At 74.4% G+C, this 14,214-nt stretch carries 12 protein-coding genes; 6 read left to right on the forward strand and 6 right to left on the reverse strand.

Going from position 1 to position 14,214, the window contains the following annotated elements; translation table 11 throughout:
* Nucleotides 1–127: 127 nt before the first annotated feature.
* Entirely contained in the window at nt 128–820 is a 693-nt protein-coding gene (hpf, locus tag ACFV61_RS23725; protein WP_063349155.1) for a ribosome hibernation-promoting factor, HPF/YfiA family, read from the reverse strand.
* A 370-nt stretch (nt 821–1,190) separates the two neighbouring features.
* On the opposite strand from hpf, the gene ACFV61_RS23730 reads away from it, so the two are divergent.
* The gene (locus tag ACFV61_RS23730; RefSeq protein WP_380343594.1) at nt 1,191–1,910 is read left to right on the forward strand and encodes a ComF family protein; all 720 of its coding nucleotides are present in this window, start codon (nt 1,191–1,193) and stop codon (nt 1,908–1,910) included.
* A 77-nt stretch (nt 1,911–1,987) separates the two neighbouring features.
* Here the strand turns inward: ACFV61_RS23730 and ACFV61_RS23735 are convergent, their stop codons facing one another.
* The 3 genes from ACFV61_RS23735 to mtrA all read right to left on the reverse strand — a co-directional run bounded on the left by ACFV61_RS23735 (nt 1,988) and on the right by mtrA (nt 6,612).
* Nucleotides 1,988–3,853 (reverse strand): LpqB family beta-propeller domain-containing protein, encoded by a 1,866-nt coding sequence (locus tag ACFV61_RS23735; protein WP_208869098.1) that lies wholly within the window; start codon nt 3,851–3,853, stop codon nt 1,988–1,990.
* Entirely contained in the window at nt 3,828–5,864 is a 2,037-nt protein-coding gene (gene mtrB / locus ACFV61_RS23740) for an MtrAB system histidine kinase MtrB (protein WP_244293445.1), read from the reverse strand. The genes ACFV61_RS23735 and mtrB overlap by 26 nt, the downstream gene beginning before the upstream one ends.
* 70 nt (nt 5,865–5,934) lie before the next feature.
* Nucleotides 5,935–6,612, reverse strand: a complete 678-nt coding sequence (gene mtrA / locus ACFV61_RS23745; protein WP_030247322.1) for an MtrAB system response regulator MtrA — start codon at nt 6,610–6,612, stop codon at nt 5,935–5,937.
* Nucleotides 6,613–6,900: 288 nt separating this feature from the next.
* On the opposite strand from mtrA, the gene ACFV61_RS23750 reads away from it, so the two are divergent.
* The 5 genes from ACFV61_RS23750 (at nt 6,901) to ACFV61_RS23770 (ending at nt 12,325) form a co-directional block, all read left to right on the forward strand.
* The gene (locus tag ACFV61_RS23750) at nt 6,901–8,070 is read left to right on the forward strand and encodes a hypothetical protein (protein WP_380343589.1); all 1,170 of its coding nucleotides are present in this window, start codon (nt 6,901–6,903) and stop codon (nt 8,068–8,070) included.
* 5 nt (nt 8,071–8,075) lie between these two features.
* A complete protein-coding gene (locus tag ACFV61_RS23755) occupies nt 8,076–8,735 on the forward strand; it encodes a DUF4129 domain-containing protein (RefSeq protein ID WP_063349151.1) in 660 nt (219 codons plus the stop codon).
* Nucleotides 8,732–9,964, forward strand: a complete 1,233-nt coding sequence (locus tag ACFV61_RS23760) for a DUF4350 domain-containing protein (protein WP_380493744.1) — start codon at nt 8,732–8,734, stop codon at nt 9,962–9,964. The genes ACFV61_RS23755 and ACFV61_RS23760 overlap by 4 nt, the downstream gene beginning before the upstream one ends.
* A gap of 101 nt (nt 9,965–10,065) precedes the next feature.
* A complete protein-coding gene (locus ACFV61_RS23765; RefSeq protein ID WP_380343635.1) occupies nt 10,066–10,986 on the forward strand; it encodes an AAA family ATPase in 921 nt (306 codons plus the stop codon).
* Nucleotides 10,987–11,014: 28 nt separating this feature from the next.
* Nucleotides 11,015–12,325, forward strand: coding sequence for a DUF58 domain-containing protein (locus ACFV61_RS23770; RefSeq protein WP_380376994.1), 1,311 nt, complete (start codon nt 11,015–11,017; stop codon nt 12,323–12,325).
* An 86-nt stretch (nt 12,326–12,411) separates the two neighbouring features.
* Here ACFV61_RS23770 and ACFV61_RS23775 read toward each other — a convergent pair whose 3' ends face one another.
* Nucleotides 12,412–13,557, reverse strand: a complete 1,146-nt coding sequence (locus ACFV61_RS23775) for an RNA polymerase sigma factor (RefSeq protein ID WP_380493748.1) — start codon at nt 13,555–13,557, stop codon at nt 12,412–12,414.
* Between the two features lie 8 nt (nt 13,558–13,565).
* Complete coding sequence (locus ACFV61_RS23780; protein ID WP_380343631.1) at nt 13,566–13,973, reverse strand: YciI family protein; 408 nt, start codon at nt 13,971–13,973, stop codon at nt 13,566–13,568.
* Nucleotides 13,974–14,214: the final 241 nt, after the last annotated feature.

The following is a 14,214-nucleotide window of genomic DNA, read 5'->3' on the forward strand; positions in this document are numbered from 1 at the left end:
GGTGGCGCGGCGCGCCCGCCCCGGCCCCCGCCCCCCCCCCCCCGCCCCCCCGCCCCGCCCGCCCCGGGGGGCCCCCCGCCCCCCCCCCCCCCGGCCCCCCCCCCCCTCCAGGATTGTCTTCGGACGGTCAGTCCTCGTCGTCGCTTTCGCCGATCGCCCCGCCCGCACCACTACCCGCGCCGGCCGACCCGTCGGTCTGCAGGTGGATGACGCCGTAGTGGTAGCCGTGACGGCGGTAGACGACGCTCGGCAGGCCGCTGTCCTTCTCCACGAAGAGGTAGAAGTCGTGGCCGACCAGTTCCATCTCGTACAGCGCCTGGTCCAGCGCCATGGGGGCGGCCGGGTGGGTCTTCTCCCGGACCACCAGCGGGCCTTCGCCCTCCACTTCCAGGGATCCCATCATGGTCTTGCGGACGGCCCCGTTGGTCTCGCCCTCCGGCGCCGCCGTGTCCGGCAGCGCGGCCAGCGCCGCGGTCGCCTCGGCGACGCTGATGGGGGTGCGGCCGTTGCCGCCCTTGTGCACTCGGCGCCGGTCCGCGGACTTGCGCAGCTGGGCGTCGAGCTTCGCCGAGGCCAGGTCGAGCGCCGCGTACGGGTCGGCGGCGGCGGCTTCGGCCCGGATCACCGGCCCACGGGTACGGAGAGTGATCTCCACCCGCTCGGACCGGTCGGCCTGCCGCGGGTTGTGCTCCTTGGACACCTCGACGTCGAGGCTGATCACCTTGCCGTCGAACTTCTGGACCTTCTCCAGCTTCTCGGCCACGTGCTCGCGGAACCTCTTGGGCACCTCGGTCTTGCGGCCCTTGACGACGATGTCCACGCAGAACTCCGATCCCTCGTGCTGACGCCGATCCGGGTGCTACCGGACCGGACTGAGACCCAGCTGGACCAGCCCATCCACTGCCGGCCCCCCGCCCCCGCCGCCAGCGGCGGGAAACGACTGGCCCTCACCTCACTTCCTCCCCACCAGGGACGGTTGAAACCCCTTGGAGCTTTATCGAACACCTCACACGGGGTTTTCGCCTCCCCAGGCGCGGAGTCGGGTATGACCCGATACTGCGGGCGGGCGGTCAAGCTGTTGGACCCTGTCTACCCTCCTGCGAGTGAAGCACGGGTAAATACCTGGACAACACCCCCCGTACGGCGCATCCTTTGCTCACTCTCCGTGCCTGCCGTCGCCAGGAGCAGCCGTGCCACCACCCTCCGCCCCCACCCGTCCACCGTCCGCCCAAGGGCCGTTCGGCCACGCACTGGCCGGACTGCTGGACGTCCTGGTCCCGGCCCGCTGCGCCGGCTGCGGCGCCGAGCGCACCCAGCTCTGCCCGGCCTGCCGGCACGCGCTGGCCGCCACCCGGCCCGGCCCCACGCTGCTGCCCTGGGCGCACGCCGCCGCCCCGTACGCCGACCCCGTCCGACAGTTGCTGCTCGCCCACAAGGAGCGCGGCGCGCTGCGGTTGGCGGGCCCGCTCGGCGAGGCGCTCGGCCGGGCCGTCCGCTCCGCCCTGGGGCCGCGTGCCGGGGCCGCGCCGCTGCTGCTGGTCCCGATGCCCTCGGCCCGTTCCGCCGTCCGCGCCCGCGGCCACGACCCGACGCTGCGGCTGGCCGGGGCCGCCGCCCGCTCACTGCGCCGGTCCGGCCTGGACGCCCGGGCCGAGCCGCTGCTGCGGCACGCCCGCCCGGTCGCCGACCAGGCCGGGCTGAGCGCGGCCGAGCGCCACCGCAACCTGCACGGCGCGCTCACCGTGCTGCCGCGTGCCCGGCGCGACCTGCTGGGCTGTCAGCCGGTCCTGGTGGACGACCTGGTGACCACCGGTGCCAGCCTCGCCGAGGCGGCCCGGGCACTGGCGGACGCCGGGCTGCCCGCCCGGGCGGGCGCCGCGGTCGCCGCCACCGCGCACCGGCCCGGCTGAGGCACCGATCGGCCCGACGGGGCACCAGGGGGTCGGGGCCTCAGGAAACTGCGCGTCAGGGCCTGGCTGGCGGGTTCCTAGCCCGCGTAGAAGAAGGACCCGGCCTTGTCGGCCAACTGGACCTCGCGCCACTGACTGCCGATCAGGCGGTAGATCGCGCCTCCGGCCGCCGCGAGCACCGCCGGCGCCTGGGCCAGGACGTTGCCCCGGGACTCGGAGGCCGAGACGGTGAGCATGTTCTCGGCCTGCAGCGTGGTGTCGGCGCTCTGTGTGCCGTCGGTGCCGATGTAGTACAGCTGCTTGATCCGGTCGGCCTCCTTGCCGAGCACCAGCAGCTGGTCGGCCTCCGCCCAGGAGACCGAGGCGACGTCGGTGAGCGAGGGGGCCGCCCGGCGCAGGCCGGTGATCCGCGCGGTCGGCGCCTCCGGGGTGCCGCCGTGCACCACCAGGCCGAAGTACAGCGAGCGGCTGGGCACGCCCGCGGTCTTGACCACCAGGGCGGCCCGGGCGCCGTCCGAGGAGATCTTCAGGGCCTGTACGGTCTGCCCGTCCAGCCCCTCGACCGCGACGGGGTACGTCCGGTTGCCGCGGACCATCACCACCCGCGGGCCCTGCGGGTTGCGGTCCACCACCCAGAGGTCGCCGCGGCCGTCCCAGCTGGGCGAGGCGAGGCCGTCCTCCTTGTCGGCGGTCTTCACCGGCGAGGTGAGCACCGGGTCGGGCAGCGCCACCGCGCTGTCCGCCAGCGGCACCGAGTAGAGCTGGTGGCCGTCCCCGCTGATGGCGGCGGCCCGGGAGCCGTCCCGGCTGACGGCCGTGGTGCCGAGCGGCGCCTTGCCGGCGGGCTGCGGCTTGCCGAGGACACCGCGCACCGGCTCGCCGTTGCGCTGCTCGTCGGTGACCATCAGCAGGCCGTTGTCGGCGCGCTGGTAGTACTGCTGCGCGGGCAGCGGCCCGGCCAGGGCCCCGGGGCCGGTGGCCGGCAAGTCGTTGCGGCTGGCGAAGCAGTTGCCCCGCTGGCCCTTCAGCTCAAGCCGTTCGACCTGTCCCTTGCCCTGGTCGGCGAGGGTGTAGAAGAGCTGGGTCGCCATCCGACGGCAGGACACCGGTTCGCTGACGTCCGCCCCGCCGAGCTGCACGTGGGCGATCCGGCCGTCGTCGACGCTCACCCGGTCGACGCTGACGCCGCTCGGGAAGGACGTCCGGGCGACCGGCGCGAGCCAGGTCGAGGGCCCGGCGACCAAGGCCTTGGCGGCGGCGGTCAGCGGGTCTATCCGGCGCCGCAGGTAGATCGGGTCGGGGATCAGGACCTGCTGGCCGGCACTTCCGGTGACGGTCGAGGACGGGTCCGGCGTGGTGTAGAAGTACCGGTCGACCTGGCGGTAGCTGTTGTTGAAGTTGGTCTCGTTCATGATCACGCCGGCCGGCAGCTTGTCGATCCGCCACTCGCCGTCCTTCTCCCGGACGAGGGTGAAGTCGGCCGAGACGTCCCGCTGCCCCTCGGCCAGGTACGAGTGCTTCTCGTCGATCCTGGCGATCAGCGAGCCGGTCACCGTCGCGGAGACGCTGGTGTCGGTGTCGGCGATCTCCTGGCCGGCCGGGAGGTTCGGGGTGGCGGCGGAGAGCACCTGGATGCCGGCGTCCGGGTTCCAGTGTGCGGAGGCGTTCTCGGTGAGGTACTGGCGCGCGGTCTCGTACCCCTCGTCGGCGGTCACCGCGTCCAGGAACCCGGTCAGCAGGGCGCGCGGCTTGGCGCCCTTGGCCGGCGCCACCGGGTAGACCTTGGCCTGCAGGTTCTTGTCGGCCGCCCCCTGCGACAGCTCCACCCTGGAGATGCCGCCGGAGTCCGGCATGGCCGCGCAGCCGCTCGCCACCAGGGCGCCGAGCACCACGCCGGCCACCGCCGTGAACCGCGGCTCAGTCCTGCTGCTCGTCCTTCGCACGCTGCGACCCCTCCAGGTCCGTCCCGCCCATCCCACCCGTCACGTCCGGCTCCGCCGTCCGCTGTGCCACCGACGGCCGTCCGGGCGTCGGGTCCACCATCACCTGGGCGCCGGTGGCACCGTACCCGGTCCCCGCCGTCCGGACGTCCGAGGGGTCCGCGCGCGGCCCTTCGGGCAACCGGCGCTTGCCCAGGTCGGGGCCGATGTTCAGCACCCCGCCGAGCCCGCTGCCGAAGCCGTTGACGGGCCCTTCCGGCGTCTCCGCCTGCTCCTCGGCCGCAGTCATCGCGGTCGCGCCGGCCGGGCTGATCGCCCGCCGGTACGGCGCGCCGTAGGTGCCCAGGCCCCGGTTGTTGCGGGAGTCCTCCGGCTCCAGCCGGAACGGTGCCCGGCTGATCTCGCCGCCCCGGGTACGCGGCAGGGTGAGCCGGAAGTGCGAGCCGCCGCCGGGCTCGCCCCAGGCCTGCAGCCAGCCGCCGTGCAGGTGCGCGTCCTCGACCGCGATGGACAGGCCGAGGCCGGTGCCGCCGGTGGTCCGCACCCGGGACGGGTCGGCCCGCCAGAAGCGGTGGAACACCCGGGACGCCTCGCCCGGCTTGAGGCCGATGCCGTAGTCGCGCACGCCGACCGCGACCGCGCCGTCGGCCGAGCCCAGCCGGACCACCACGTCGCGGCCCTCGCCGTGCTCCAGGGCGTTGACCACCAGGTTGCGCAGGATGCGCTCGATCCGGCGGGAGTCCACCTCGGCGACGACCGGCTCGCCGTCGCCGCGGATCACCACCGCACTGCCCTTGGCCTGGGCCAGCGGGTCGGCGGCCTCCACCACCCGGGCGACGATGTCGCGCAGGTCGACCGGCTCGCCGTCCAGGATCGCGGCGCCGGCGTCGAAGCGGCTGATCTCCAGCAGGTCGGCGAGCAGCGACTCGAAGCGGTCCAGCTGGCCCTGCAACAGCTCCGCCGAGCGGGCCGCCATCGGGTCCAGGTCCTCGCGGCTGTCGTAGATGAGGTCCGCGGCCATCCGGACCGTGGTCAGCGGGGTGCGCAGCTCGTGCGAGACGTCCGAGACGAAGCGCCGCTGCACCCGGGACAGCTCCTCCAGCTGGCGGATCTGCGCCTGGAGGGCATTGGCCATCCGGTTGAACGACTCGCCGAGGCGGGCGATGTCGTCCGTGCCGGTGACCTTCATCCGCTCTTCCAGGTGCCCGTCGGCGAGCCGCTCGGAGATGCCGGCGGCCATCCGGACCGGGGTGACCACCTGGCGCACCACGACCCAGGCGATGCCGCCCATCAGGATCACCACGAACACGCCGGCGGTCGCCAGGGTGCCGGTGATCAGGTCGAGGGTGTCGGTCTCCTGGCCGAAGGAGAACACGTAGAACATCTGGTAGCTGTTGCCGGCCGGGCCGGTGAACTGCATGCCGAGGGCCAGCCCGGGCTCGGTCCGCTCGTCGGCCCGGTGGATCCGGGCCGGCTGGTCGAACATCTGGCCGGGCTCGGAGTGGACCCTGTCCCGCAGGGTGTCGGGGACGCTGCTGGGCAGGATGTCGCCCGAGAAGCGCGGCGCGAAGCCGTTCTCCGGGACGATGGCGTCGGTGCCGGCGGCCATCGCGATCACCGAGTAGACGGTCTGCCCGCTCGCGGCCAGGTCGTTGACCTGGCGCAGCAGCCAGGTGCCGGTCTCCTCGATGGTGGGGTCGGGCGTGGCGCCGACCCGCAGCCGCTGGTCCTTCGCCTCGTCGATCTTCTTCAGTTCCGCCTGGAACCCGATCCTGGCCTGCTCGCGGGCGGCCGCCATCTTGGTGCCGAGCAGGCCGGTGCGCACCTGCGCCATCACGACCACGCCGAGCACCAGGACGACCGCGATGGACGCGAGCAGCGAGACCGCCACCACGCGCAGCTGGATCGACCGGCGGTACAACGCCGTCACCCGGCGCGCGGGCCGACGCAGCTGACGGGTCAGCAGCGCGAACGCGGCCGCCCGGCGCCGGCGGCGGGTGGTCGAACTCAGCACGGACCCGCGAACCGCGTCGGCCCCGTCGGTCGCGGAACCCGACGGGGCTTCGTCAGCCAGGTGCGTCACGTCAGCTGGGTCCGGCCTTGTAGCCGACGCCACGGACGGTCACCACGATCTCGGGGCGCTCCGGGTCCTTCTCGATCTTGGACCGCAGGCGCTGCACGTGGACGTTGACCAGGCGGGTGTCCGCCGCGTGCCGGTAGCCCCAGACCTGCTCCAGCAGCACCTCGCGGGTGAACACCTGCCAGGGCTTGCGGGCCAGCGCGACCAGCAGGTCGAACTCCAGCGGGGTCAGCGGGATGCCCCGGCCGTCCCGCTTCACCGAGTGGCCGGCCACGTCGATCACCAGGTCGCCGATGGTCAGCTGCTCGGGCGTCGGCTCCTCGGCACGGCGCAGCCGGGCACGCACCCGGGCCACCAGCTCCTTGGGCTTGAACGGCTTGGTGACGTAGTCGTCGGCACCCGACTCCAGGCCCACCACGACGTCGACCGTGTCGGTCTTCGCGGTCAGCATGACGATCGGAATACCGGACTCCGCCCGGATCTGCCGGCAGACGTCGATACCGTCCCGACCGGGCAGCATCAGGTCGAGCAGGACCAGGTCCGGCTTGGTCTCCCGGAACGCGGCTAGCGCCCTGTCTCCATCCGCGACGAAAAACGGCTCAAAACCCTCACCACGCAGCACGATACCGAGCATCTCGGCCAGTGCGGAGTCGTCATCAACGACGAGGACGCGTCCCTTCATGCGTCCATCCTCTCATTACCGCATTGTGACCTGCCGCACAGCAGTGCCAATGCTCCACAACGGCCAACTCCCCCCGCCGGTTAATTCCGGCCATACCGGGCGAATGTGCCCGGTCGGAACGCCTTCGAACGGTCCGCGGCCCACCGCCCGACCACCGGAAGGCCCCCGTTTCCGATCAGCGGCCGGATACCCATGGGGCCTCCCCAGGCCCCATGGCACGATGGGCGCTGCGCGCGGGCGAAAGATCCGCCCGGAACCGCGCCCGTGACGCCCCTCCGAGGAGCAGTGATGACCGACACTCCGGGCTGGGCCTCGCCCGGCTCGCCCGAGCCGCCCCGCGACGACGCCCGGCCCCCGGCCGACGCGCCCGCCGCCGTGCCCGGGCCGTCGGCACCACCGCAGGGCGCCCCGGCCCCCGGCTGGAACGGCCAGCAGGCCCGGCCCGACTGGAGCCGGCCCGCACCGGGCGGCCACCACCCCTACGGCTGGGGCGCTCCGCAGAGCCCCAAGCCCGGCGTCATCCCGCTGCGCCCGCTCGGACTCGGCGAACTCCTCGACGGCTCCGTCGCCACCATCCGCAAGCACTGGCGGACGACCCTCGCCCTCTCCCTCGGCATCGCCGTCGTCGAGCAGGCCGGCAACGTCGCCGCCCAGCTGCTGGTCAAGGGCAAGACCGGCCCCGCCACCCAGGTGACGACCATGCTCGCCTCGATGCCGCTGACGGTGCTGCTCGGCGTGGTCGCCACCGCGCTGCTCACCATGGTCGTCAGCCGCGCCGTCCTCGGGCAGTCCGCGACCGCCGGGGACGCCTGGCGCGACGCCCGCCGCCGGCTGCCCCAGCTGCTCGGGCTGACCCTGCTCACCGGCCTGATGTCCGGCGGCGTGGTGCTGCTCGGCTTCAGCCCCTGGTACTTCTACGCCACCGGCTCGGCGGGCGACCCCGGGACGGAGGCCCTCCTCTTCCTCGTCGGCATCCTGACCATCCCGGTCGGGTTCTGGCTGTGGATCCGGTTCAGCCTGGCCGCCCCCGCCCTGATGCTGGAGAAGCAGGGCGTGCGGACCGCACTGTCCCGCTCCCGGCGCCTGACCCTCGGCTCCTGGTGGCGCATCTTCGGCATCTCGCTGCTCGGCGAGGTGCTGACCTTCATCGTCGCCATGGTCATCGCGATCCCGTTCCGCTTCGCCGGACTCGTCCTCGGCTTCAGCGACTTCGACCGCCAGGTCGACCTCACCGCGGCCCACGAGCCCACCGCGATGCTGATCACCACCGCGATCGCCGGCATCATCGCCGCGACCCTCACCATCCCCTTCCGGGCCGCCCTCGGCGTCCTCATCTACATCGACCAGCGGATCCGCCGCGAGGCCCTGGACATCGAACTCGCCCGCGCCGCGGGCCTCGCCGAGCCCGGCGCCACCGGCTGGGGCGACCAGGCCGGCCGACCCCCCGCGAGGCGCTGACCCGGATGCCTACCTGGGGGGACAGGCTCCTCGTCGCGGACGGCGCCCCGGTCACCGTCCCGCGTGACCCGGCCCGCGACGCCGCCCGCGACGAGCTGCTCAACGCCGAGTACCACAAGCACGACCCGAGCGTCCTGGAACGGGTCATGACCTGGCTCAACGACCACATCACCGACGCGCTCGACAGCATCTCCGGCAACGGCACCAGCGGCACCACCGGCCTGGTGCTCTTCCTGATCGTCGCCCTGCTGATCGGCGCCGCCCTCTGGTGGCGCCTCGGCGCTCCACGGCGCGCGGCCCGCACCGTCCTCGACGTCTACGGCGTCGAAGGACCGCGCGGCGCCGGCCAGTACCGGGCCGACGCCGAACGGCACGCCGCCGCCGGGCACTGGAACGAGGCCGTCCGCGCGCAGATGCGAGCCCTGGTCCGGGCCCTGGAGGAACGCACCCTGCTCGACGTCCGCCCCGGCCGCACCGCCGACGAGGCCGCCACCGAGGCCGGCCGGGCCCTGCCCGACCACGCCGCCGCCCTGGCCGCCGCCGCCCGCACCTTCGACGACATCGCCTACGGCGAGCGCACCGCAGACCAGGCCGCGTACCAGCTGCTGCGCGAGCTCGACCGGACCCTGGAACGCGCCCGCCCGGCCCTGGGAGGAGCGGCATGACCAGCACCACCCCCGCGCCGCCCGCGCCGCAGCCGCCCACCGTCCCTGCCCCCGACGAGACGGCCACGACCAGTCTCGCCCTCACCGGCCGCGGCCTCTGGCGCCGGGCCCGCTGGTACCTGCTCGTCCTCGCCGTCCTGCTGATCGGCGCCACCGCCGTGGCCGCCCTCGGCCAGGACCGCCGCTACCCGCCGCTCGACCCGCGCTCTTACGACCAGGACGGCACCCACGCCGTCCTCGCGCTGCTCGAACACCAGGGCCTCAAGGCCGACCTCACCACCGACCTCATCAGCCACCCGGGCGGCGCCGACACCCTCGTCCTGCCCGAACCCGACCTGCTCGGCCCCGCCGAACTGCGCGCCGTCGCCGCAGCCCGGCACAGCCGGCTCGTCCTCATCGCCCCCGGTCCGGCCGCACTCAGCGCCCTGGCCCCCGGCATCCGCCCCTCCGACGAGGACGGCGGGCCCTCCTACGCCTCCGTCCGCAGCACCGCCGCACAGTGCCCGCTCACCGAGGCCGTGCGGGCCGGCAGCGCCGAGATCGGCGGAATGCTCTACACCAGCGGCAGCCGCGGCGCCGGCTGCTACCCGCGCGGCCACGGCTACCCGCTGGTCAGCGCCCCGACCGCCGGCGGCGACGTCATCGTGCTCGGCACCGGCGCCTTCCTGCACAACGAGCAGCTCGCCAAGGACGGCAACGCCGCCCTCGCCCTCGGCCTGCTCGGCTCCCAGCCCCGCCTCACCTGGCACCTGCCCGACTACAGCGTCCCGCCCGCCCAGGGCACCCGGGACAAGACCTTCGGCGACTACATCCCGGACGGCTGGCGCTGGGCCGGCTACCAGCTCGCCGCCGCGGCCGTCCTGACCGCCCTGTGGCGCGGCCGCCGACTCGGCCCGGTGATCAGCGAGAACCTGCCCGTGGTGGTCCGCGCCGCCGAGACCACCGAGGGCCGCGCCCGGCTCTACCGCCGCGCCAAGGCCCGCGGCCGCGCCGCCGAGGCCCTGCGCCGGGCCGCCGCGCACCGCCTCGCCCCCGCCCTGGGCGTCCCGCTCCACGCCGGCGCGCCCGACCCCGACACCCTGTGCGCGGCCGTGGCCGACCGCCTCCCCGAGCAGCCCGCCGGCGACGTCCGGGCCCTCCTCTTCGGCCCGCCCCCGACCGACGACGCCGCACTGCTGCGGCTCGCCGACGACCTCGACGCCCTCGAAAGGCAGGTACGGAACCCGTGACCGAACAGGCCACCGCCACCCCGTCCAGCACCCCCGGCGCGGCGGCTGCCACCCCGGGCACCCCCGACACCGCCGTCGACCCGCGCGCCGCACTCACCGCCCTGCGCGCCGAGATCGGCAAGGCCGTGGTCGGCCAGGACGCCGCCGTCACCGGCCTCGTCGTCGCCCTGCTCTGCGGCGGCCACGTCCTGCTGGAGGGCGTCCCCGGCGTCGCCAAGACCCTGCTGGTCCGCACCCTGTCCACCGCGCTCAACCTGGACACCAAGCGCATCCAGTTCACCCCCGACCTGATGCCCGGTGACGTCACCGGCTCCCTCGTCTACGACGCCCGGACCGCCGAGTTCTCCTTCCAGCCCGGCCCGGTCTTCACCAACCTGCTGCTCGCCGACGAGATCAACCGCACCCCGCCGAAGACCCAGGCCGCCCTGCTGGAGGCCATGGAGGAGCACCAGGTCACCGTCGACGGCGTGCCGCGCGCACTGCCCGTCCCGTTCCTGGTCGCCGCGACCCAGAACCCGGTCGAGTACGAGGGCACCTACCCGCTGCCCGAGGCCCAGCTGGACCGCTTCCTGCTCAAGCTGGTCCTGCCGCTGCCCGACCGGGACCAGGAGTTCCAGGTCCTGTCCCGGCACGCCGCCGGCTTCGACCCCCGCAACCTCGCCGCCGCCGGCGTCCGCCCGGTCGCCGGGCCCGCGCACCTCGCCGCCGCCCGCGAGCAGATCGCCAAGCTGACCGTCTCCCCCGAGATCCTCGCGTACATCGTCGACCTCTGCCGGGCCACCCGGCAGTCCCCGTCGCTGTCCATCGGCGTCTCGCCGCGCGGTGCCACCGCCCTGCTGGCCGCCTCCCGCGCCTGGGCCTGGCTCGCCGGCCGCGACTACGTCACCCCCGACGACGTCAAGGCCCTGGCCCTGCCCACCCTGCGGCACCGCGTCGCGCTGCGCGCCGAGGCCGAGATGGAGGGCGTCACCGCCGACTCCGTCATCCAGGCCGTCCTCACCCAGACGCCCGCCCCCCGCTGAACCACCCGTTCCCGAAGGAGCGCACCGCATGGCCCTCACCGGGCGAACCGCCCTGCTCGCCGCGCTCGGCACGCTCGTCGTGGGCCTGTTGCTGCCGTCCTGGGCCGGGATCGGCCTCGTCACCGGCACCGTGCTGCTCGCCGCCGTGATCGACCTGGTGCTCGCCGCCCCCGTCCGCAGCCTGGAACTCGGCCGGGGCGGCGACACCACCGTCCGGCTCGGCGAACCCGCCTCCGTCGAACTGACCGTCACCAACCCCTCCGGGCGGCCCCTCCGAGCCCGGATCCGCGACGCCTGGGCCCCGTCCGCCTGGCGGCCGGGCACCGCCGAGGCCGCCTCCCGGCACACCCTGCACGTCCCCGCCGGCGAGCGGCGCCGGGCCGTCACCGCACTCACCCCGACCCGCCGCGGCGACCACCACGCCCGGCGGGTGACGGTCCGTTCGCTCGGGCCACTCGGCCTGGCCGGCCGCCAGGGCTCGCACCACCTGCCCTGGACGGTCCGCGCCCTGCCCCCGTTCAACAGCCGCAAGCACCTGCCCTCCCGGCTCGCGCGGCTGCGCGAACTCGACGGCCGCACCTCCGTCCTGACCCGCGGCCAGGGCACCGAGTTCGACTCCCTGCGCGAGTACCTGCCCGGCGACGACGTCCGCTCCATCGACTGGCGGGCCAGCGCCCGCCGCAACACCGTCGCCGTCCGCACCTGGCGCCCCGAACGCGACCGGCACATCCTCGTCGTCCTCGACACCGGCCGCACCTCCGCCGGCCGGGTCGGCGACGCACCCCGCCTCGACGCCGCCCTCGACGCCGCCCTGCTGCTCACCGCCCTCGCCACCCGCGCCGGCGACCGCGTCGACCTGCTCGCCCACGACGCCCGCAAGCGCGCCGCGGTCGCCGGCAGCTCGCCCAGCGAGATCCTGCCGGCCTTCACCCACGCGATGGCCTCCCTCCAACCCGCCCTGCACGAGACCGACATGCGCTCACTGGTCTCCACCGCCCTCAAGATGGCACCGCACCGCTCGCTGATCGTCCTGCTCACCGGCCTCGACACGGCCCCGGTCGAAGACGGCCTGCGCCCGCTGCTGCCGCTCCTCACCAAGCGCCACGAGGTGGTCCTGGCCTCCGTCGCCGACCCCCACCTGGACGCCCTCGCCGCCGGGCGCGGCACCCTGGAGGCCGTCTACGGCGCCGCCGCCGCCGAACAGACCCGCGCCGACCGCCGTGCCACCGCCGACCTCCTCAGCCGCCACGGCGTCACCGTCCTCGACGCCTCCCCCGCCCAGCTCGCCCCCGCCCTCGCGGACACCTACCTCGCCCTCAAGGCCGCCGGCCGCCTCTGAGCCCTCGCCGTACGGACGGTCCCGTCTCTTGGTCCCGTTCCTTCAACGGGCAGGCCGTGGTGACGCGGCGTCACCCACCTGGTCCGTCAGCGACGCCGACGGGCGTTGAGCCGGGCGGCCTGGCGCGTCAGGTGGTCGCGCTCGGCGAGGTTGGGGGCCCGGTGGGCCGCCTCGGCGTACAGCCGGGCCGCCATCTCCAGGTCGCCGTCGCGCTCGTGGAGGTACGCCGCCACCGCCGTGTGGCGGGGCAGCGAGCCGTCCAGCTCCCCGAGTGCCGCCAGCCCGGCGCGCGGTCCGTCGGCCTCACCGACGGCCACCGCGCGGTTGAGCCGGACGACCGAGCTCTCGGTCAGGCGGGCGAGCTCGTCGTACCACTCGACGATCTGCACCCAGTCGGTCTCCTCGGCGGTGGGCGCGTCGGCGTGGAGCGCCGCGATGGCGGCCTGGGCCTGGAACTCGCCCAACCGGTCGCGGCCGAGGGCCGCTTGCAGGATCCCGACGCCCTCGGCGATCAACCCGGTGTCCCACCGGCCACGGTCCTGCTCGGCGAGCGGCACCAGGCTCCCGTCGGACGCGGTCCGGGTCCCGCGCCGGGCATGGTGGAGCAGCATCAGGGTGAGCAGCCCCGCCACCTCGGGGTGGTCGATCGCCTCCGCGAGCTGCCGGGTCAGCCGGATGGCCTCGGCGGCGAGGTCGACGTCCCCGGAGTAGCCCTCGTTGAAGACCAGGTAGAGCACGCGCAGCACGGTGGCGACGTCGCCGGGCCGGTCGAACCGCACCCCCGAGACGGTCCGCTTGGCCCGGCTGATCCGCTGCGCCATGGTCGCCTCGGGCACCAGGTAGGCCTGGGCGATCTGGCGGGTGGTCAGCCCACCCACGGCCCGCAACGTGAGCGCGACCGCCGACGGCGGCGTCAACGACGGGTGCGCGCACAGGAAGTAGAGCTGGAGCGTGTCGTCCACCGCGGACGCGGGCCCCGGCTCCGGTTCCTCCTCGACCCGGTCCTCGCGTCGGCGGCGGGCCGCGTCCGCCCGGGCCCCGTCGAGGAACCGGCGCCAGGCCACGGTGACCAGCCAGCCCTTGGGGTCCCGCGGCGGGTCGGCCGGCCAGACGCGGACCGCCTCGACCATCGCGTCCTGCACGGCGTCCTCGGCCGCCGCGAAGTCGGCTCCGCGGCGGACGAGGATACCGAGCACGCTCGGCGCGAGGCTCCGGAGCAGGACTTCGTCCACCGGGGAGGTCACTCGGTGACGGTGGGCGGCGCGGCCAGGAACGGACGCAGCTCCAGCCACTCGTGGATCGGCCGCCCGCCCGCCCCGGGAGCGGCCGACAGTTCCCCGGCCAGCTGGACGGCGCGCTCGTAGCTGTCGACGTCGATCACCATCCAGCCGGCGATCAGGTCCTTGGTCTCGGCGAACGGGCCGTCGGTCACCGGCGGGCGCCCCTCGCCGTCGTACCGGACGAACGTCCCCTCGGGAGCGAGTGCCTGGCCGTCGACGAACTCGCCGGTCTTCTCCAGCCGGTCCGCGAAGTCCTGCATGTACCGCACGTGCGCCGAGATCTCCTCGGGCGTCCATCGGTCCATGGGCACGTTGTTGACCGGAGCCGGGGCGCCTCGGTAGTGCTTGAGCAGCAGGTACTTGGCCATGATGTTCTCCTCGGTGCTGGTGCGACCCATTGTGGCCGCGTCCACCCCGGGGACGGAGCCAGCCACGGGTTCTCGACATGGCCGGCCGAACTTTTTTGAACTTTCGTGGGGACTTTCGTGGGGCCCTGGTGAGGTGCTCCCGTGGGCCGGAAATGCAAAGAACCCCCATCCGGTTTCCCGGATGGGGGTTCTCTGTGAATGATTGTTCGGCGGCGTCCTACTCTCCCACAGGGTCCCCCCT

It is taken from the genome of Kitasatospora sp. NPDC059817 (genome assembly GCF_042731835.1).
Classification (GTDB): domain Bacteria; phylum Actinomycetota; class Actinomycetes; order Streptomycetales; family Streptomycetaceae; genus Kitasatospora.